The following is a 19,659-nucleotide window of genomic DNA, read 5'->3' as shown; positions in this document are numbered from 1 at the left end:
GAATGGATGACAACGTTAACTTCCCGTAAAGCCCTGCAACTGCGGATGTGGGCGCTCTTTATGTTCTTCTTTTTACCCGGTTTATTGATGGCCTCCTGGGCTACGCGTACGCCTGCGATCCGCGATATTTTATCGGTTTCTACTGCTGAAATGGGCATCGTGCTGTTTGGCCTGTCGATTGGTTCGATGAGCGGCATCCTTTGTTCGGCTTTTTTAGTGAAACGATTCGGGACCCGCGCGGTGATTCGCACCACTATGTCGTGCGCCATCTTTGGCATGATGATCCTCAGCCTGGCGCTGCACTTTGGCTCGGCGTGGATCTTCGCTATCGGCCTGGCCATCTTTGGCGCCAGCTTTGGCTCAGCGGAAGTGGCGATTAACGTTGAAGGCGCAGCGGTCGAGCGCGAAATGAAAAAAACCGTACTGCCAATGATGCACGGCTTTTACAGCTTCGGCACGCTGGTTGGCGCCGGCATCGGCATGGCGGTCACCGCCTTGGGTCTTCCTGCGATGTGGCATATTCTGCTGGCGGCGCTGGTGGGTATTGCCCCCATCGCCATTGCCATTAAGGCCATTCCCGACGGCACCGGCAAAAACGCCGCGGAAGATGCACAGCACCAGGAAAAAGGCGTGCCCTTCTGGCGTGATATGCAGCTGATGCTGATTGGCGTAGTGGTGCTGGCGATGGCGTTCGCCGAAGGCTCAGCCAACGACTGGCTACCGCTGCTGATGGTGGACGGTCATGGTTTTAGTCCCACCTCCGGCTCGCTCATTTACGCCGGCTTCACGCTGGGTATGACCGTCGGGCGCTTTACCGGCGGCTGGTTTATCGACCGCTACAGCCGCGTCAGCGTGGTGCGCGCCAGCGCGTTGATGGGGGCGCTCGGTATTGCGCTGATTATTTTTGTCGACAGCGCCTGGGTGGCCGGCGTGTCGGTTATTCTATGGGGACTGGGCGCGTCGCTTGGCTTCCCGCTCACGATTTCCGCCGCCAGCGATACCGGCCCGGATGCGCCAACTCGCGTCAGCGTTGTCGCCACCACTGGCTATCTGGCGTTTCTGGTCGGGCCGCCGCTGCTCGGCTTCCTCGGCGAACATTACGGTCTGCGTAGCGCGATGCTGGCCGTCCTGGCGCTGGTTCTGATTGCCGCTCTGGTGGCGAAAGCGGTGGCGAAACCCGAGCCCCGCGTTGTAATGGAGAGTCATTGATGAGCGTTAAACTGATCGCTGTCGACATGGATGGCACATTTTTAAACGACAAGAAAACCTATAACCGCGAACGCTTCCGCCAACAGTATGCGCGGATGAAAGAACAGCAGATTCGCTTTGTGGTCGCCAGCGGCAACCAGTACTACCAACTGGCGTCGTTCTTCCCGGAAATTGTCGATGAAATTGGCTTCGTTGCCGAGAATGGCGGCTGGGTCCGCGACGCCGGAGAGGACGTTTTCAACTGTTCAATGCCGCGCGACCATTTCCAGCAGATTGTGGCGTTCCTGCAAACGCGCCCGGAAATTGAGATTATCGCCTGCGGTAAACAGAGCGCCTACACGCTGAAGCACTATGACCCGCGCTTCCACGACATTGCGGTGCACTATTATCACCGTCTGGAGCTGGTGGAGAATTTCGATAACCTCGACGACACCATTCTCAAATTCGCCCTGAATATTCCGGACGATAAAGTGCCACAAATGCAGACACTGCTTGATGACAAGCTTGGTCATATGCTCACCGCCGTCACCACCGGTCACGGCAGTATCGACCTGATCATCCCCGGCGTGCACAAGGCACACGGCTTGAGTCTGCTGCAGGCGCGCTGGGGCATCCGTAACGAGGAAGTGGTGGCTTTTGGCGACAGCGGCAACGATATTGAGATGCTGAAGCAGGCTGGCTACGGTTTTGCGATGGCCAATGCGTCTGAAGCGGTGAAAGCGGTCGCGAATTATCGTGCGGCGCACAATAACGAAGAAGGCGTGCTGGAGATTATTGATAAGGTGCTCAACGGCGAAGCGCCGTTTGCCTGATTAAGATCCGGCTCGGTTATCGGGCCTACTGGTCGATTATCGATCGTAGGCCCGATAAGCTGCGTAGCGTTATTGCGGCTGTAAGCCGCTGCCGACCGTTTTATCCCGCAGGAACATCACCATCAGCCCCAGCCACAGCAAACCACCGGCCAGGTTGAACAGGCTGAATAAGCCAATTCCCCCCAACAGGTACATGTGTTTACTAAGCTCAATGCCGACGGTAAAGATCAGCATTTGCAGCATGCCCATCGCCGCGGAGACCGTACCTTTGCTCATCTCGCTGGCAAACAGCGTCAAACGCACCAGCCCGGCGTTCGCCAGACCAATCCCGAAGGCGTAGCAGCTTAATCCGGCGGTCATCCACAGATAGGCATGAGACGACACCACCGTCGCCGCAGCGGCCAGAATAAGGCCAAACATAATGGGATATCCCCCCGCGACGATCAGCGCGCGCACCGTGCGGCGCGAAGTCAGACGCGCCAGCACAAGGTTTCCGAGGATCAGCGCGCCGAAAATCGGCACCTGCAGCAGGCCGTATTCATAGCTGCTCGCGCCCTCACCGCTAATAATAATCACCGGCGACTGCGCGATCCACGCCAGCAGCGGCAGGCTGACAAAACCCGTCGCCAGCGCGCCCGCCACGAAGCGGCCATTTTTCAGCACTTCGCGATAATCTCGCCCCAGCTCTTTTAACGACAGCTTCTCGCCAATGCGCGTCGCCGTCTCCGGCATCTCCTTATGCAGCCCGATATAAGCCAGGGCTGCCAGCACCGCGAAGAGCACAAACATGCTCTCCCAACGGGCGACGTGGATCCACGCGGCCCCCACCAGTGGCCCCAGTAATGGCGCAATCAATGCGACGTTGGCCATCAAGGCGGTTATCTTGATACAGGTCGCCTCATCGTAAGACTCCTGAATCGCCGCATAACCCACCGCGCCAATAAAGCACAGACTCACACCCTGTAAAAAACGCAGGAAAGTGAACTGCTCAATATTTTGCACCAGCAGAGTCGCCAGACAGGTGACGATAAACCAGACCACGCCAGTGAGCATGACCGGACGGCGGCCAATGCGGTCCGATAGCGGCCCCAGCAGCCATTGCAGGAACATACCGCCGGCAAGGTAGGCGGTCATCGAGGTCGGCACCCATTCATCGCCAGCGTTGAATTCCTTCACCACTGCGAGCATGCCGGGCTGGATCATATCGTTGCCGATATAGGTAGAAAACTCATAGAGCACGAGGCAAAGCGGGAACAGAATCGCCTTGCGCCCTAAGCGTTTCCGGGAAGAAGATAAAGTGTCCATATGACTCGTATGCATTCTAAAAACGCGCAAGTTTAATCAATGCACGCTAGTGGTGATAGTCAATTATCACGCAGCTTAACAATTTCGCACAAATTGATGTTGTTAAGAGTTGTTAAGATTGGCTTAAGGTAGTTGGCACTATACTCTACGCCATGCGACAGGCCGCCTTAAATTACGTATAGCGAATCAGACAATGCCGCTTTACCCGCCAGAAACGACTTTTTAAGGTAGCTGTCATATAAACGTCATCTATTAAGCCGGAACGCTATGCTGGAAAACCTGAACCATTCGCTGTTTTTGCTCATCAATGCCACCCCTGCCTCGGCGGCGTGGGAAATTTCATTGGCGACATTCATCGCGCAGGATCTGATCCTGATCGTCCCTCTGCTGGCCGCCGCCATGTGGTTATGGGGTGAACGTAAGCAGGTGCATGCTCAGCGTCATCTGGTGATTAAAGTCGCGCTGGCGATTGCCGTTAGCCTTACGCTGTCGTGGACGATTGGTCAGCTATTCCCGCACGAGCGTCCGTTTGTCGAAAACGTCGGCCATACGTTCCTGCATCACGCGCCGGATAACTCCTTCCCGAGCGACCACGGCACGGTGATATTCACCTTCGCGCTGGCGTTCCTGTTCTGGCACCGCCTGTGGTCCGGGCTGGTGCTGATGGTCGTGGGGATGGCGATTGCCTGGTCCCGCGTCTATCTTGGCGTACACTGGCCGATGGATATGCTCGGCGGTTTCCTCAGCGGCCTCGTAGGTTGCATGGTCGCGCAAATGCTGTGGCACTCCATTGGCGCATTGGTTTACCCGCGCCTTCAGCAGCTGCACCGCATTATCTTCTCTGTTCCGATTCGTAAAGGCTGGGTGCGTGACTAGCACTTCGCTCGCAGGTAAAATAACGCGCTGAGCCCCGGCGACCTGCCGGGGCATGTCCACCAGAGGCACTATGGAAACACGACGCGACGAGCGAATTGGCCAACTGATTCAGGCACTGAAACGTAGCGATAAGCTGCATCTTAAAGAAGCGGCGGCGCTGCTTGGCGTTTCTGAAATGACGATTCGTCGCGATCTTAACAGCGAAAGCGGGCCGGTCGTGCTGCTGGGGGGCTACGTGGTGCTGGAACCGCGCAGCGTGCCGCACTATTTACTGAGCGACCAAAAAACCCGCCTGGTGGAAGAAAAAAAGCTGGCGGCACGCCATGCCGCAAAGCTGCTCAAGCCGCACCAGATGGCTTTTTTCGACTGCGGCACCACCACTCCGTGGATTATCGATGCCATTGATAACGATCTGCCTTTTACCGCCGTCTGCTACTCCCTCAACACTTTCCTCGCGCTACAAGACAAGCCCAACTGTCGGCCTATTCTTTGCGGCGGCGAGTTCCACGCCAGCAACGCTATTTTCAAACCGCTGAGCGAGCAGGATACGTTGTCGCACCTGTGCCCGGACATCGCCTTCTATTCCGCGGCGGGTATCGACATCGAGATGGGCGCAACCTGTTTTAATCTGGAAGAGCTGCCGGTGAAGCACTGGGCAATGCGCCAGGCGCGCTATCATGTGCTGGTAGCGGATCACAGCAAGTTTGGCAAAGTGCGCCCCGCCCGCATGGGCGATCTGACGCGCTTTGATGTGATTGCCAGCGACACCAGTCCGGATGAAGAACTGGTGGCGCTGGCGAAACAGCAGCAAATCTCGCTGCTGTATTAATCAGGCATTACGAGAACCAGCTGCCGAACCACTCGTGGAACTTCATCAGCACGAAGTCCATCATCCGGCTAAAGAACCCGCCCTCTTCGACCGCTTCCATGACGATCAGCGGGCGCTGTTCGATGGTTTTGTCGTTGAGTTTAAAATCAATGGTCCCCACCACCTGCCCTTTGGTCAGCGGCGCGGTCAGCTGCGGCTGAGTTAAGCTGTAGCTGGCCTTCAGGTTTTTCAGCTGGCCTTTCGGAATCGTCACCGAACCGGCTTCCCCGGCCCCCAGATTCACTTCGCTCTTATCGCCAAACCACACTCGCTGGCTGACAAAGGTCGCATCCGGCTTAATCGGGGTGACGGTTTCAAAGAAACGGAAACCCCAGGTCAACAATTTTTCCGACTCGTTAAACCGCACGCGATCGCTCTTGGTGCCCAGCACCACGGCAATCAGGCGCATATCGCCCTGGGTGGCCGATGACACCAGGTTGTAGCCCGCGCCGGCGGTCGTACCGGTTTTCACGCCGTCGACGTTGAGGTTGGTGCTCCACAGCAGGCGGTTACGGTTCGGCTGGCGGATATTGTTGAAGGTAAACTCTTTCTCTTTGTGTACCGCGTACTCTTCCGGCACATCGTGAATCATGGCTTTGGTCAGCAGCGCCATGTCGCGCGCGGTGCTGTACTGCCCCGGCGCATCCAGGCCGTGAACAGTTTTGAAGGTGGTATTTGTCAGGCCAATTTTCTGCGCATAGCCGTTCATCAGGCTCACAAAAGAGTCCTGACTGCCTGCAACGTAGTCGGCGATGGCGATGCTGGCATCGTTGCCCGACTGGATAATTACCCCTTTATTGAGGTTCTCGACGGAGACCTGCTCGCCCGGCTTGAGGAACATCACCGAGGATCCGCGCAGCGCCGGGTTGCCGGTGGCCCACGCATCACGGCCAATCGTGACCATATCGGTCAGCTTGATTTTGTTCGCCTTCAGCGCCTGGCCAACCACGTAGCTGGTCATGATTTTCGTCAGGCTGGCCGGGTCCAGCTTCTCATCGGCATTGCCTTCGGTCAGTACCTTACCGCTGGCATAGTCCATCAATATAAACGCGCGCGCGTCGATAGCCGGCGCATCGGGCATCTGCTCCGCCGCCTGCACCGCCGGTGCAATCAAAAGTAAAAGCGCAGAGCCTGCCATCAGGCTCCTGAAGGCGTTAGCGTTACACATCATAAAAACCACCCAAGTATCCATTCCCAAAACACGCCACGACAGTGCCGTGCTGCACCAGGCCGTGAGTAATAACGTAGAAACTCTCTTAAAGAAACAGTGAGTTGGTAAAGTTTTTTAAGTTTACGCAAGATCCCCAACTTGTGCTTAAAACCTGACATTTTTTTTGATCAAGATTGCGTAAGCGTTAACTTTGCCGCACATTGAACCTTCGCTAAAAAAACGGGAGTGGTTATGGTTACGCTGTGGGGACGAAATAATTCAACGAACGTGAAAAAAGTGCGCTGGACGCTGGCCGAACTCAACCTGCCCTACGAGCAGATTATGGCGGGTCAGGGCTTTGGCGTGAACCGCGACGCGGCCTATCTGGCGCTCAATCCGAACGGTCTGGTGCCGATGTTGAAAGACGGTGATGACGTGTTGTGGGAGTCCAATACTATTGTCCGCTACCTGGCGGCGCAGTACGGAACTGACAGCCTGTGGCAAGCCAGCCCCATTCAGCGCGCCAAAAGCGAAAAATGGATGGACTGGGCCAACGAGACCCTGTCCCCGGTGCATCGCAAAATCCTCATCGGGCTGGTAAGAACCCCAGCGGAACAGCGCAATATGGCGGAGATTGAAGCGGCCATTGAAGCCTGCGAGCCGCTGCTGGACATTCTGGAGGACACGCTGGCGAAACAGACCTGGCTCTCCGGCGAAGCGTTCGGCGTGGGCGATATCGCCGTCGCGCCGTTCGTCTATAACCTGCTGGAAACCGTCAAGACCTGGCAGCCACGCCCACACCTCGCGCGCTGGTATCAGCAGCTAGCCGAACGCCCGGCATTCCGCGACATCGTGATGATTCCCGTCAGCTGATTTTTTCAGGTGCGCTGGCTGCTGCCGCGCACCTGCAACTTGCCCACCAGCCGGATATGAGCGGCGGTATCGTCGCCATCGCAGAGATAGCTCACCGCCATTCGACCCAACTCGTTATAAGCGAGCTGCACGCTGGTCAGCGCCGGCGTCAACTGATGGGCAATCCGCTGATCGTCATAACCACACACCAGCACGTCCCCAGGAATCGACACATTCAACGTTGCCAGCGCCTGATAGCAACCGAGCGTCATCCAGTCGCTGGCGCAGAAGATGGCCTGCGGCGGCTGCGGCAGGCGCATCAGCTCCAGCGTGGCTTTAAACGTGGCATCCAGCGACCAGTCCGTTTGCTTGATTAACGCTTCATCCACCGTAATGCCCGCATGCTCAAGCGTCTGGCGATACCCTTCCAGGCGCAGCACGCTGGCATCCATCCACTCATCGCCCATGATGTGCGCGATGCGCGTCACCCCCTGCGCCAGCAGATGGTTGACGGTCTGGCAGGCGTTAGCCCGGTCATCCGGCAGGAAAGTCGGCAACAGCGGGCGGTTGGGATCGTACTGGTTCAGCAGCACCACCGGCTTGTTGATTAACGGTTCAAAGGGTGAAAAGTCGAAGACGCGCGTTACCGAGCTGGCGAGAATGACTCCCGCGCAGTTGCGCCGCTCCAACTGACGGATAATCTGCCCGGCCAGTTCCATATCGTCGCCGTAATCGTAAACGGTCAGCAACGTATCACGCTGCCATGCCGTGCTGCTGGCCTCGCTAATGGCATCAACAAAGGGATCGTAATTCGGCATACCGCTGAGCAGCAGCGCAATCTCCTCCTGCCCGTCCTTACGGTGCGGCACGATAATTTTTTGATAGCCCAACGCCTGCGCCGCGGCATACACCCGGTCGCGCGTGGCATCACTCAGGCGAATTGCCCGACTATTGTTGAGCACCAGCGAAACGGTCGCCTGAGAAACACCGGCTTCCCTGGCGATATCACTCATCGTTATCTTATTTTTTTTCTGCATGATTACTCCTTATCGCCGCCGACTATAGCACAGTTATCCCACATCTTTTTTGTGAACGCCCCAGCAGAATGACAGCCTTGTGATTGCGTATCCACCGTCAGTTAATAAATATTAGCTAATAATTATTAGCAACGGAGAAACAGAAATGCATTCACAATGGACCGAATCTCAGGCGCAAGCATGGTTTAAACAACACGGCTGGGCCTGTGGGTTTAACTATCTGCCGCGTAGCGCGGTGAACTGGACCGAAATGTGGCAGGCCGACACCTTCGATGCCGCCGTCATTGACCAGGAGCTGGGCTGGGCGCACGAATACGGCTATAACGCCCTGCGCACCAACCTGCCGTTTATCGTCTGGGAAGCGGATCGCGACGGCCTGCTGGCGCGCATCGACACCTTCCTGAGCCTCGCCGCGAAACACGATATCCAGGTCATGCTGACGCTGATGGACGACTGCGGCTTCTCCGGCGACGAGCCGTACCTCGGCCCACAAAAACCACCGCGCGAAGGCGTCCACAACAGCCAGGCTGCCGCCAGCCCTGGCCGCGCTATCGTGATGGATCCACAGCAGTGGCCGCGGGTTGAAGCCTACGTACGTGACGTGCTGACCCGTTTTAAAGACGACGCGCGCATCACCATCTGGGATCTCTACAACGAACCGGGCAACCGCGGCATCAACCTGTCGCCAACGGAATCAACCGAGTATGACGAAGCGCTGGAAAGCTACGCCCTGGAGCTGATGATCGCCACCTTTGGCTGGGCGCGCGACGTGGGGCCAACCCAGCCGCTGACCGTTGGCGCATGGCATATCGATCACGACAAGTACGGCACGCTGGAACATCCGATCGACGCTGCCGCAATGGATCTGTCAGACATCATCACCTACCACAACTACAACACCGCCGCCCGCCAGCTGAGCGTGCTGGAGAATCTGGTTCGCCGTAATCGTCCCGTACTGTGTACCGAGTGGCTGGCCCGCCATATGGACTGCGTCTTCAGCGAACAGCTACCGCTGTTCTGCGCCTTTGATACCGGCTGCTATCAGTGGGGGTTGGTACAGGGCCGCACGCAAACCTGGATCCCATGGACCAGCGTCAATAAAAACCACCCTGATCCGCAGTCGCTCTGGTTCCACGATGTGTTAACGCCAGAAGGTAAGCCGTGGTGCGAGCAGGAAATGCAGCTGGTGAAAGGTTTAACGACCTGGCGTCGGCAGCAGCGTTAATCTTATGACACGGAGGATTCATCCATGAAAAAGTCGATATTGTTCCTGCTTGCCTGCTGCAGTTTCGGCGCGATGCCCATCGCACACAGCGCCGATCAGGTGGAACTCCGTTTTGCCTGGTGGGGCGGCAAGGCCCGCAACCAGGCGACCCTGAAAGCGCTTGAAGCCTTTGAGGCCAAGTATCCCAATATCAAAGTAAAGGCGGAATACACCGGCTGGGACGGCTTCTACTCGCGTCTGACCACGCAGATCAACAGCAATACCGAGGCCGACGTTATCCAGACCAACTGGAACTGGCTGACGCTGCTGTCAAAAACCGGCGACGGTTTTTATGACCTCAATAAACTGGCGAAGCCTATTGGACTCGATCAGTTTTCTCCGGAGTCGCTGGCCAGCACCACAGTGAATGGCAAGGTCAACGCCATTCCGGTTTCCGCCAACGTGATGCTGTTTTACTACAACGCCGCCACGTGGAAAAAAGCCGGCGTTGCGTTACCCAAAACCTGGGACGAACTGCTGAAGGCCGGGCCGGTATTTAAAGAGAAGCTGGGTGATAACTACTATCCATTGATTCTCACGGAGCAGGATTCTCTACTGCTGCTGAACTCGTATGTCTATCAGGGCAACCAGAAACCGATGGTCGATGAGAAAGCCCGCAAGCTCGGCTGGAACCATGCCGATCTGGTCGAGGCTTTCACCTTCTATCGTAAGCTGGTTGACGCCCACGCGGTGCCGGACGCCCGTACCATGGCATCGTTTGGCAAAGGCGTGGCCTATGAGATGAAACCGTGGATCAACGGTGAATGGGGCGGCGTCTATAACTGGAACGTATTGTACACCGCCGAGTCGCAGAATCTGGCCAATCCGGCGGATCTGGTGATGGGGCCGTATCCGATGCGCGAAGGGGCAAAAGACGCCGGCCAGTTCCATAAAACGGCGCTGATGCTGTCTATCAGCAAAAACACGCGCCACCCGGAGGAAGCGGCAACGCTGATTAACTTCCTGATGAGCGAGAAAGAAGGCGTTATCCCTGTGGCGCTGGAGCGCGGCGTGCCGCTAAGCAAGTCAGGTGAAAAAATCCTGCGCGACGCGGGCCTGTTAACCGATGACGACCCGGTGATTTCCGGGCTACTGCAGTCCGCCTCGCTGCCGAATAAGTCGAAGGCGCTGCCGTATCTTGAAGATCCGCAGTTTGGCGCCTTGTTCAGCTCCGCGCTGCAAAGCATCGATTACGGTAAAGCCACGATCGACCAGGCCGCGACCAACTTTGAAGAGCAGGCTAACCGCATTTTACGTCGCATTATGCGCTAGCACGACGAGCAGGGGGACGAATGTCCCCCTGGTTTCAGGTTTCCACCACGGGAGTCCCTGCATCCAGCTTACGAATGCTTTTCGTCAACGCCGCCAGACAGCGATCGAGCGTTTCTACGTTAACCGCGATATACGAGGGGCAATCATAGCGCCCACTCATCAGGCAAACCGCAGCAGAGGCCATCGCCTCGCCCGCCTGCCGCATCATTTCCAATTCGTTCAGTGATGTGCAGCGCTTAAGCGCGACCGCGTTATCACGCAGCTCGCTGCACAATTCAAGCAGGTTAGTACGCAGATGATCGTTTTCACCGACTGACATATACCCCTTTGCCTTCCTCAGTTGCAAATAGGCATCAAGGTCAATTCGCGCGTTGATGAGCCTCCCCACCAGCTTGCGTTTCAGTTTGCTTTCCGTCATGCATTTACCTCCCTTGCCACCCATTGGCATTCTCATTATGAGATTACTTAACGTACAAAATGCTGCGCGATATCAACAATTCATCATTTGCAACATTTTTAACAACAAACCAACCTTGAACATCGTCGGGACTGGAAAAAGCCTCGACCGCCCTGCCCCTATATCAGACTGTCATTGATGCCGCGTTAACGCGTCGCCGACTACACTGTGACTATTCAGACGACAAAAAAGGATGTTGTGCATGTTATTTCAGGAAAGAGTAAGGGTGACGGCCTGTGCATTAATGCTGTTATCCGCAAGCGCCTCCCCGGTTATTGCCGCGCCGACGCAGGCCAAAGAGCATGAAAATACGGTCACTCTGGCCGCCGACCATGGGCTTAGCGAAGCCGCCCAGCAGTATCTGATGCATTACCCTTCCCGTAGTGGCGTTGACGGGCATTCGCCGCGCGTGGACTCCGCCGCGGTGTTTATTCCAAAAGGGAAAGCGCCGGAAGGCGGATGGCCCGTCGTGGTCTGGGCGCACGGCACCGTCGGCGTAGCCGGCCAATGCGCACCATCGCTCAATGAACGTACCGTCCGCGATAAACAGTACCTTAATACCTGGCTTTCGCTGGGCTACGCCATTGTGGCGCCGGACTATGCCGGTCTGGGTTCGGAAGGCGTACACCACTATCTCAATGCCCGTGGGGAAGCGTGGAGCATACTGGATGGCGTTCGCGCCGCGCTGCGCCAGTTTCCGCTGAAGAATGAACTGACTCTGGTCGGTCAATCACAAGGGGCTCACGCGGCATTTTCCAGCGCAGGATTCCAGCCTCAGTACGCGCCGGAACTGAACATCCGCGCCACGGTATTAACCGGCACACCGTATTTTGCGATCGGAACCACCGCTGCTGATATTCTGCCGCCAGCAAAAGGGGATAATCAGAACGCCGGAGATCCTAAGATTCCGTATATCTTCTATATCTACCTCGCCGCAGCAGACGCCGATCCCTCGCTGAAGCCAGAAGATTATTTCCAGGACAGCGCGCTGCCACTGTTGGAACAGGCGAAAAATCTCTGTATCACACCGCTGACGCAAAAAACCATGCAGGCCGGTCTCAATGCCAGCAATACGCTTAAACCCGCGATAGAAAGCCTGTTAAGCAATGGGATCAACACCATGTTGTATCCGACAATGCATATTCAGCACCCGGTATTTATCGGTATTGGCAGCGCGGATATCAACGTTCCCACCGCCATGCAGCTGCGCTTCGCCGATGCCGTTAAAGCCGCCGGCACGCAGGCAGAAGTGCATGTTTATGAAGGGCTTGACCACAGCGGTACCGTCAATCCATCGCTGCGCGATTCCGTGCCCTTCCTTATCCGGGCCGATGTGGCGAAAAAAGAGTAATACGTCACCAGGCGGAAGGCATAATGCAGGCGCTTTTCTGGCCTGCATTCGTGCTCACGAAGCGCATTATTAACATATCGTTTTCCTGACAATCAGATGACCATCGGATATAGCTGTAGCGTTGGGGCATGATGTATACTCCGCGTTTTCCTGAGCAATGATTCGTACATAAAATGAGCAAAATTGGTTTTGTATCTTTAGGCTGTCCGAAAAACCTGGTCGACTCCGAACGCATCCTGACCGAGCTGCGCACCGAAGGTTATGAGGTGGTGCCCACTTATGAGGGTGCCGATATGGTCATCGTCAATACCTGCGGCTTTATCGACAGCGCCGTCCAGGAATCCCTGGAAGCGATCGGTGAAGCGCTACAAGAAAACGGTAAGGTCATTGTGACCGGCTGCCTGGGCGCCAAAGAAGATCAAATTCGCGAAGTGCACCCGAAAGTGCTGGAAATCACTGGCCCACACAGCTACGAGCAGGTTCTGGAGCACGTACACCACTACGCGCCAAAACCACAGCACAACCCGTTCCTGAGCCTGGTGCCGGAACAGGGCGTTAAGCTGACGCCACGCCATTACGCCTATCTGAAGATATCCGAAGGCTGTAACCACCGCTGCGCGTTCTGCATCATTCCGTCGATGCGTGGCGATCTGGTGAGCCGTCCGATTGGCGAAGTGCTGGCTGAAGCAAAACGTCTGGTCGACGCTGGCGTGAAAGAGCTGCTGGTGATCTCTCAGGACACCTCAGCCTACGGGGTGGACGTGAAGCACCGTACCGGTTTCCACAACGGCGAGCCGGTGAAAACCAGCATGGAAAGCCTGTGTGAACAGCTGGCAAAACTCGGTGTCTGGGTGCGCCTGCACTATGTGTATCCGTATCCGCACGTTGACGACGTGATCCCGCTGATGGCGGAAGGCAAAATTCTGCCGTATCTCGATATTCCGCTACAGCATGCCAGCCCGCGTATCCTGAAGCTGATGAAACGTCCAGGCTCGGTAGACCGTCAGCTTGCGCGCATTAAACAGTGGCGTGAAATCTGCCCGGACCTGACTCTGCGCTCGACCTTTATCGTCGGTTTCCCGGGCGAAACGGAAGAAGATTTCCAGATGCTGCTCGACTTCCTGAAAGAGGCCCGCCTCGATCGCGTCGGCTGCTTCCAGTACAGCCCGGTTGACGGCGCCTCCGCGAACGATCTGCCGGATCAGGTGCCAGACGACGTGAAGGAAGACCGCTGGAACCGCTTCATGCAGCTGCAACAGCAGATTTCCGCCGAACGCCTGCAGGAAAAAGTCGGCCGTGAAATTCTGGTGATGATCGATGAAGTGGACGAAGAAGGCGCCATTGGCCGCAGCATGGCCGATGCCCCAGAAATCGACGGCGCGGTTTACCTGAACGGTGAAACGAAGGTGAAACCGGGCGACGTGGTGCGTGTGAAGGTAGAAAACGCCGACGAATATGACCTGTGGGGTAGCCGGGTTTAATCTCGCATGCCTTTCTCTTGACGGGGAAAGGCATTTTTCATGCGCTACAAAAAATACTTCTGCGACCGCGACATAAACGCGGGATAGCTGGCGCACTGACTCAGTACGTCAATCACGTCATCATCAAGAATGTTGGTTAAATAGTCATAAATCAGCATGCTATCGACAAACGCATCCTCGCTAATCGCCAGCATAAAGACCATCTTCACCATTTTCCCGGCGTCCCATTCAATACCGTTGGGGAATACCGCAACCGTCACCATGGTGCTCAACGCGACTAAGCCCAGCGGATGGGGGATGGCGATTTTATCATCCAGCAGCGTTGAGGCACGCTCCTCTCGTTCCAGCACTGACGCCAGATAGCGTTCATCCACCCGCCCCTGACGAACCAGTTGAGCGGACAGAAAGTGAATTAACGAAGCTTTATCATGCTGATGCTCGGTAAAAACAAAAAAATGCTCTGGCGAAAAATAGTTCACCATGGCGGTCGGCGTGGTCTCCGCATGCAGAAAGTACTTCATATTTTCCAGTTGCCAGCGCTCGGGCAGCGGCGGCAGATGAATCACCCGCCGGTTTTTCTCCGCCACCGTGACGAAACTAATAACCAGATTCTCATCAATGCTTTCTGCGGCATTGTATTGCTCAACCGAGATGTAACGCGCAATCGCCAGTTGCGGATACATACGGGTTATTTTCTGGCACACCAGTCTTGCCGATGCGCCCCCCTGTTCGCTGACCACCAGCGTGCTCAGAGTCGCCTCCTTAAGATGCGTCTCTTCCAGGATGGCGCCAATATGCATCACCAGATAGCCAATTTCGTCATCGCTGATACGCCCGGAGAAAAAATGTTCCAGTTCGCTGAATGCCGCAAGCGTCATTTCATAAATGAGCGGATAGTGCCGTTTAATCTGTTCTATCAATGGGTTAACGATGGTGATACCGTTGTTAACCCGAATGCGCATCGCTTTAATATGATTGAGCAGGCTGGAACGCGATGCTTCGTCATAGAACACATCGCAAAACCATGAGGCGCTCACATAGCTGAGAAAATGATTCATCACCGCGCACTCGGCGGCGCAGTTTTCCGACAAGTCGTCCCCCGCATGTGTACAAAACGCAGCAAGGTTCATCGCAATATAGTCGATTTCACTTTGTAGCCCCGACGCGCCCTCACCGCAGAGCAAAGCGAAGATCTCTGCTGCCGCCGTTTTTATCGTCGGTTCGCCGCCGTTGAACGTAAAGTCCAATAGCCAGCTGCCGCGCTGCATGCGTCCGGATGCGATCGCGCAAATCAGCGTAAAAAAGCGCAGGTTCACATCGCTAATTTGTCGCCCATGCGCCACGACATAGCGGCTGAGCGCCTGTTTGATATCCGCCACCTGTCCGCGATTGTCGAACAGCGCGGCGAACTCCTCCTCCGGCTCTCTGGCCCGCAGTAAATGATCGTAGATACAACGACGCAGCGCGATTTCACTGCCCTGTAGCTTATAGCGCTCGGCGCCCTCGCAGTTGACGGCGATATCGTAAAGGGCAAAGTGACGTTTGAGCAGCGTGATGTCGTTGCGCAGCGTATAGAGGCTGATAAACCACGTCGACTCCAACTGCTCCAGCGAAACATCTTTATCCTGGCGCAACAGCGCCGTGAGCAACGCGCTACGCCGCTCGCGGGTAGAGCGCGTCTCTTTCCATGGTTTTTGCGACTGTTCCAGCAGCCTGCGGTGGCCCGCCGGGTTATCCACCTGAATAGAAAACCCCACTTTACGATCGTAGATGAGACGATTACCGGCTTGCATGATGATTTCGCCCAGCGCCTTCAGATCGCTACGAATAGTGCGGGTAGAAACATGCATCGCGTTTGCCAACGACTGCTGCGTCACCGTCCCCTGGGCTATCTGGATAAAGATATCTCTGACTCGCTTATTGGTGAACAGTCTCATCTTTCCCTCTTCAGCCGATCTCGATATAGAGCGTCTGCACATCGTTTGGCTTCAGCATGCGTCTCTCCGGCGCTGGCGTTTGCTCATCCAGCAGCACGCAATGCGCGTTTTCCAACGCGGGAATCGCTACCGACGCCGCCAGATTTGGGTTATAGAAACGGCACACCAGCCCATTGCCGTTTTCCGCGCATTTGACCACGCTCAACTGGGCATCCTGCGGGCCATCAGGCAGCGCCAGCACGCTGTGCTCCAATGGATAAGTGCGCTTTTCATCACTCAGGCAAAAACGCAGGCGACCGTTGAGGAAATCGCTGTCCTGATACACCGGGAACGCAGTCAGTAGCGCTTTTGAGATCTGCGCGTGCCGGGCATCATCAAACCGCCCCTGATAAATACGCCAGCTAAAATTAAAGCGGAGCGTTCCCATCAGTTGGGCATCCGGCGTTGCCACGACCGTTTCACCCGATGCTCGCCCCGGACGATAGAGCAGATTGGTTTTTCCCATGTAACCGAAAGAGCGGAACAGGGTGACGGCAATGGTATCAAAACGATCGCCGACGACTTCATACTCGCGCACGCCGTTGGTGTGCAGAGTAAAACCGTGGCTATCATCATGCAGGTTAACGTAGCTCTGCATGGGCTCGATAGCGACAGGCTTCTCGTGCCAGCCTTCATCTTCCCATACCCGCAGCGCGTCGCTGAGCTGTACAGGGCGCGTGACCGCGCCAAACAGCTGATCGGCACAGGAGACATGAGCCAGAATATCGGTGGCAAAATGCACGCACAGGCGATGACTCCGCACCCGGTTTTCCACCTCGACGGTAAAGTGAATGAGCGTATCCTGTCGCAGCGTAATCTGCACCGTCACAGGCATGACGCCATCAAGCTCGCCACGAGCGCGCGCCTCAAGATCGACGGGTACCGGCATCCGATAGTTAAGGCTCAACGCCTGCCGTACATCGCTGCATTCCCGCGACACTGCGGTGAGATGTCCTTCCGAGGTCACGGTCAGATCTTCACGCGGCGGCGAATAGTTATAGGAGTCGCCGTCATCACCGTTCTCGACCAACAGCATTTGCCGCGCATAGCGCTTACCGCTGGCTTTATCAGCGATCGTCAGCAGGCCATTTTCTTCAACATCAACACGATAGTGTTCATTTTCAATAAATGGTCGCGTATCGCGCTGCCGCTGGCTCTCTCCGTCGGCGCTAAAATCCAGATGCCAACTTGTGTAACCCAAGGCAGGCAGCGCGCTGCTGTTTACCGTTACCTTGCTGCGGTAAACCTGCTGCGGTTTATGGTACGGTTTACCTGGGTTAAGCCGGATGGTCTGATTGAGCACATAATCGGTCAGTTCCGTCTGCTCTTCAATCACGTACGGCAGCGCGCGCCCTGTCGCATCACGCAGCGTAAAAGGCACGCCCGGCAGCCAGGCTTCAAAGGTTATCTGCGGCGTCGCCGCCACGGTCAGCGGATTAAATACCGTAAAACAATAATCGTGTTCGCGCGGCGTACGCATCGCAATCTGCCGGGTATGAAGCTCCAGCAGGTTGCTGGCGAGATCGCGCGCCTGCTTATAGCGGGCGGCAATATCCCGGTTCGTGTCGTCGCTATTGCAGCCGCCAATGCTGTCATGCGCGGCATTGAAAAACATCAGCTTCCAGATATCGGCCATCACCCGAGCCGGATACTCATGCCCCAGGCTACGGCCAATCGCCAGCACCGGCTCCAGCGTATTAACCAGCAGCGCTTCGATATCGTTATTCATCTGCTTCAGGTCAGCCCGGCACGAAAAGATGGTTTTATGTACCCTTGAGTGTTTCCCCTCCGTCAGCTCTCCCTTCAGGACGCGAACGTCTGCGCCCGCCTCCTGTTCCAATGCGGTAATAAAGTCGAGCGGGCTACTGATTTGGTAATGACGCTGGTTGTCGCAGGCGTTGAACTGACGCACCAGTTCCGGCAAATTCTCGCGGATCGGCGCCTGGTCGAAACCATGCGGATACAGCAGGTTGGCACGGGCGCTGCGCGCTTCAATTGGCGTCATTTTTTCGTTCAAAAATGTCGTCAGGCTATCCGGCGTTTCATCCAGCAGGCCGCCGTAGTGGTATCCCCAGGGCATCTGCACGGCAAACACCGTATCGCCGTTGTCGCCCTGCCAGCAGAATTCCGTCTCATGCAGCGTATTGTCGGCAATTCCGCGCCAGAACAGCGCATGGTGAATGCCGAACTGGCGGTATATTTGCGGCATATTGCCGCCCTGGCCAAAGCAGTCGGGCACATAACCCAGCGCCATGCAGCCACCCGCCTCTTTGGCGATTTTCATTCCGTACCACAGGTTACGCACCACGGACTCCTGGTGAATCACCAGCTGATCGGTTTGCGTGTACCACGGCCCGGTCAGCAGACGCTTCGCCGCGATCAGGGCACCGAGATGATCCTTATCTTCCGGCGCCCATTGCAGGTAGCTCTCAATTAAGGCGCTTTGCGCATCGAGGAGGTAACAGGAGAAATCGGGGTTATTCTCCAGCACGCGCAGCACATTCTTCACGTGATTTAACAAATAAATACGCGAACGTGACGAGGTAAAATACCACTCCTGATCCCAGTGAGTATGGCTGTAAACATGCACTACTTTCTCTTTCATCCCACCCTCCCTTCAGCGGCCTGAGCCGATTAATCAAACTTAATGTCAATCTCTTCGCTGACCGCTGGCGCAGCGGCGTTTTCCTCAGCTGATTCGTCGTTAAAATTCACCAGCAGATTGGCGCCGATGGCGATGACTGCGGTTCCTACCAGCGCGCCGAGAAAATAGGCCCACGGATGGCCGACGGTGAAACCACCGTACAGCCCGCCCAGCGGTGGCATGATCGGATAGGCTTTGAACAGCGCCACGGTCATTGCGCCCAGCGCACCGGCCAGTACGTTAATCGGGATAAGCCTTGCGGGGTTACGCAGGGTGAAGGGGATCGCGCCCTCGGAAATACCGAGAATGCCCATAATGACCGCGCCGTTACCGGCTTCTTTCAGCGTCTGGTTAAAGTTATGGGGGCGCAGGAATCGCGCGGCGGCATAGCCGAGCGGCGGGATAATAATGGCCACGTTGACCAGAATCGCAGGCAGGTAGACGCCGCTCAGGAACAGCACGTTGGCGGTACCCCAGGCGGCTTTGTTGACCGGCCCCCCAAGATCAAAACAGATCATTCCCCCAAGTACCGCCGCCAGCATGACGGTGCTGGTGCCATCCTCGGTCATCTGCTGTACCCAGCCCATCAGGGCGGCATTAATCCAGCTCAGCACATCGCCAAGCAACAGCAGCATGATCACCACCTGTAAACCCACGGTGATAAACGGCAGAATAATCAGCGGGACGGAGCTGGAGGCCGAGCCGGTAATACGAATTTTGCGCCCGACCCACTCCGACGAATAGCCCGCCAGCAGCCCGCCCAGCACCGCGCCAAGGAAGCCGGAGCCGGTCATCGATGCAATCAAGCCCGCGGTAAAACCGGCTGCCAGCCCTTTTTTCCCGGCGATCGAAAAGGCTACATACGCGCCAAGCACGTAGTTCATCAGGCCGATAATTTTGAAGCCCACATCCTGAGTCAGGTACAGCCAGTTCATTAACCCATCGCTTTTGGCAAAAGCGTCCAGGTTAGGCTCGCCGACAATCAGGCCAATAATCTTGGCCACGGCCACCATCAGTGAACCGGCAATAATGACCGGTAAAGCGTAGGAAATCCCGGTCATTAAATGGTTTTTTATGTCTATCATTATCTTTTTCATGACATCAC

16 protein-coding genes are annotated in these 19,659 nt (G+C 56.1%); 9 read left to right on the top strand and 7 right to left on the bottom strand.

From position 1 onward, the window contains the following. Positions 1 to 6: 6 nt before the first annotated feature. Positions 7 to 1,209: an MFS transporter gene (locus K7B04_RS13125; RefSeq protein ID WP_223802219.1), complete on the top strand. Its 1,203-nt coding sequence runs from the start codon at positions 7 to 9 to the stop codon at positions 1,207 to 1,209. Next, on the top strand, positions 1,209 to 2,021 hold the full coding sequence (locus tag K7B04_RS13120; RefSeq protein WP_167576322.1) for a Cof-type HAD-IIB family hydrolase: 813 nt from the start codon (positions 1,209 to 1,211) through the stop codon (positions 2,019 to 2,021). The genes K7B04_RS13125 and K7B04_RS13120 overlap by 1 nt, the downstream gene beginning before the upstream one ends. A gap of 69 nt (positions 2,022 to 2,090) precedes the next feature. Here the strand turns inward: K7B04_RS13120 and K7B04_RS13115 are convergent, their stop codons facing one another. Next, entirely contained in the window at positions 2,091 to 3,326 is a 1,236-nt protein-coding gene (locus K7B04_RS13115; protein WP_223802218.1) for an MFS transporter, read from the bottom strand. Positions 3,327 to 3,593: 267 nt separating this feature from the next. On the opposite strand from K7B04_RS13115, the gene ybjG reads away from it, so the two are divergent. Together ybjG and deoR are read left to right on the top strand one after the other, a co-directional pair. Beyond that, a complete protein-coding gene (gene ybjG, locus K7B04_RS13110) occupies positions 3,594 to 4,202 on the top strand; it encodes an undecaprenyl-diphosphate phosphatase (RefSeq protein WP_064548552.1) in 609 nt (202 codons plus the stop codon). A 70-nt stretch (positions 4,203 to 4,272) separates the two neighbouring features. Further along, positions 4,273 to 5,031 carry a DNA-binding transcriptional repressor DeoR gene (gene deoR, locus K7B04_RS13105; RefSeq protein ID WP_065355616.1) on the top strand — a complete coding sequence of 253 codons (759 nt, stop codon included), beginning with the start codon at positions 4,273 to 4,275 and terminating at the stop codon, positions 5,029 to 5,031. 7 nt (positions 5,032 to 5,038) lie between these two features. Here the strand turns inward: deoR and dacC are convergent, their stop codons facing one another. Beyond that, a complete protein-coding gene (gene dacC / locus K7B04_RS13100) occupies positions 5,039 to 6,241 on the bottom strand; it encodes a serine-type D-Ala-D-Ala carboxypeptidase (protein ID WP_163446999.1) in 1,203 nt (400 codons plus the stop codon). A 231-nt stretch (positions 6,242 to 6,472) separates the two neighbouring features. On the opposite strand from dacC, the gene K7B04_RS13095 reads away from it, so the two are divergent. Next, entirely contained in the window at positions 6,473 to 7,093 is a 621-nt protein-coding gene (locus K7B04_RS13095) for a glutathione S-transferase family protein (protein WP_223802217.1), read from the top strand. Between the two features lie 5 nt (positions 7,094 to 7,098). On the opposite strand, the gene K7B04_RS13090 is transcribed toward K7B04_RS13095, so the two are convergent. Next, entirely contained in the window at positions 7,099 to 8,109 is a 1,011-nt protein-coding gene (locus tag K7B04_RS13090; protein ID WP_223802216.1) for a LacI family DNA-binding transcriptional regulator, read from the bottom strand. Between the two features lie 145 nt (positions 8,110 to 8,254). Between K7B04_RS13090 and K7B04_RS13085 the strand changes: the two genes are divergently transcribed. Both K7B04_RS13085 and K7B04_RS13080 read left to right on the top strand, forming a co-directional pair. Further along, positions 8,255 to 9,334, top strand: a complete 1,080-nt coding sequence (locus K7B04_RS13085) for a cellulase family glycosylhydrolase (RefSeq protein WP_223802215.1) — start codon at positions 8,255 to 8,257, stop codon at positions 9,332 to 9,334. Between the two features lie 24 nt (positions 9,335 to 9,358). Further along, positions 9,359 to 10,645: an ABC transporter substrate-binding protein gene (locus K7B04_RS13080; protein ID WP_064548542.1), complete on the top strand. Its 1,287-nt coding sequence runs from the start codon at positions 9,359 to 9,361 to the stop codon at positions 10,643 to 10,645. 34 nt (positions 10,646 to 10,679) lie between these two features. On the opposite strand, the gene K7B04_RS13075 is transcribed toward K7B04_RS13080, so the two are convergent. Next, positions 10,680 to 11,063, bottom strand: coding sequence for a biofilm formation regulator BssR (locus tag K7B04_RS13075; protein WP_223802214.1), 384 nt, complete (start codon positions 11,061 to 11,063; stop codon positions 10,680 to 10,682). A 241-nt stretch (positions 11,064 to 11,304) separates the two neighbouring features. On the opposite strand from K7B04_RS13075, the gene K7B04_RS13070 reads away from it, so the two are divergent. Together K7B04_RS13070 and rimO are read left to right on the top strand one after the other, a co-directional pair. Beyond that, entirely contained in the window at positions 11,305 to 12,453 is a 1,149-nt protein-coding gene (locus tag K7B04_RS13070) for a lipase family protein (RefSeq protein ID WP_223802213.1), read from the top strand. 173 nt (positions 12,454 to 12,626) lie between these two features. After that, on the top strand, positions 12,627 to 13,934 hold the full coding sequence (gene rimO / locus K7B04_RS13065; RefSeq protein ID WP_163447011.1) for a 30S ribosomal protein S12 methylthiotransferase RimO: 1,308 nt from the start codon (positions 12,627 to 12,629) through the stop codon (positions 13,932 to 13,934). Between the two features lie 44 nt (positions 13,935 to 13,978). Here the strand turns inward: rimO and K7B04_RS13060 are convergent, their stop codons facing one another. Genes K7B04_RS13060 through K7B04_RS13050 form a run of 3 tightly spaced genes read right to left on the bottom strand, consistent with a single transcriptional unit; the run spans position 13,979 to position 19,639 of the window. After that, positions 13,979 to 15,871, bottom strand: a complete 1,893-nt coding sequence (locus K7B04_RS13060) for a PTS sugar transporter subunit IIA (protein WP_167576326.1) — start codon at positions 15,869 to 15,871, stop codon at positions 13,979 to 13,981. A gap of 10 nt (positions 15,872 to 15,881) precedes the next feature. Next, entirely contained in the window at positions 15,882 to 18,515 is a 2,634-nt protein-coding gene (gene mngB / locus K7B04_RS13055) for a mannosylglycerate hydrolase (protein WP_223802212.1), read from the bottom strand. 29 nt (positions 18,516 to 18,544) lie between these two features. Beyond that, positions 18,545 to 19,639 (bottom strand): PTS fructose transporter subunit IIC, encoded by a 1,095-nt coding sequence (locus K7B04_RS13050; RefSeq protein WP_223802211.1) that lies wholly within the window; start codon positions 19,637 to 19,639, stop codon positions 18,545 to 18,547. Between the last annotated feature and the right edge of the window lie 20 nt (positions 19,640 to 19,659).

Source organism: Kluyvera sp. CRP (assembly GCF_019930565.1).
Classification (GTDB): domain Bacteria; phylum Pseudomonadota; class Gammaproteobacteria; order Enterobacterales; family Enterobacteriaceae; genus Kluyvera; species Kluyvera georgiana_A.
The sequence above is the reverse complement of the archived record's forward strand: the minus strand, read 5'-3'. Positions and strand labels throughout refer to the sequence as shown.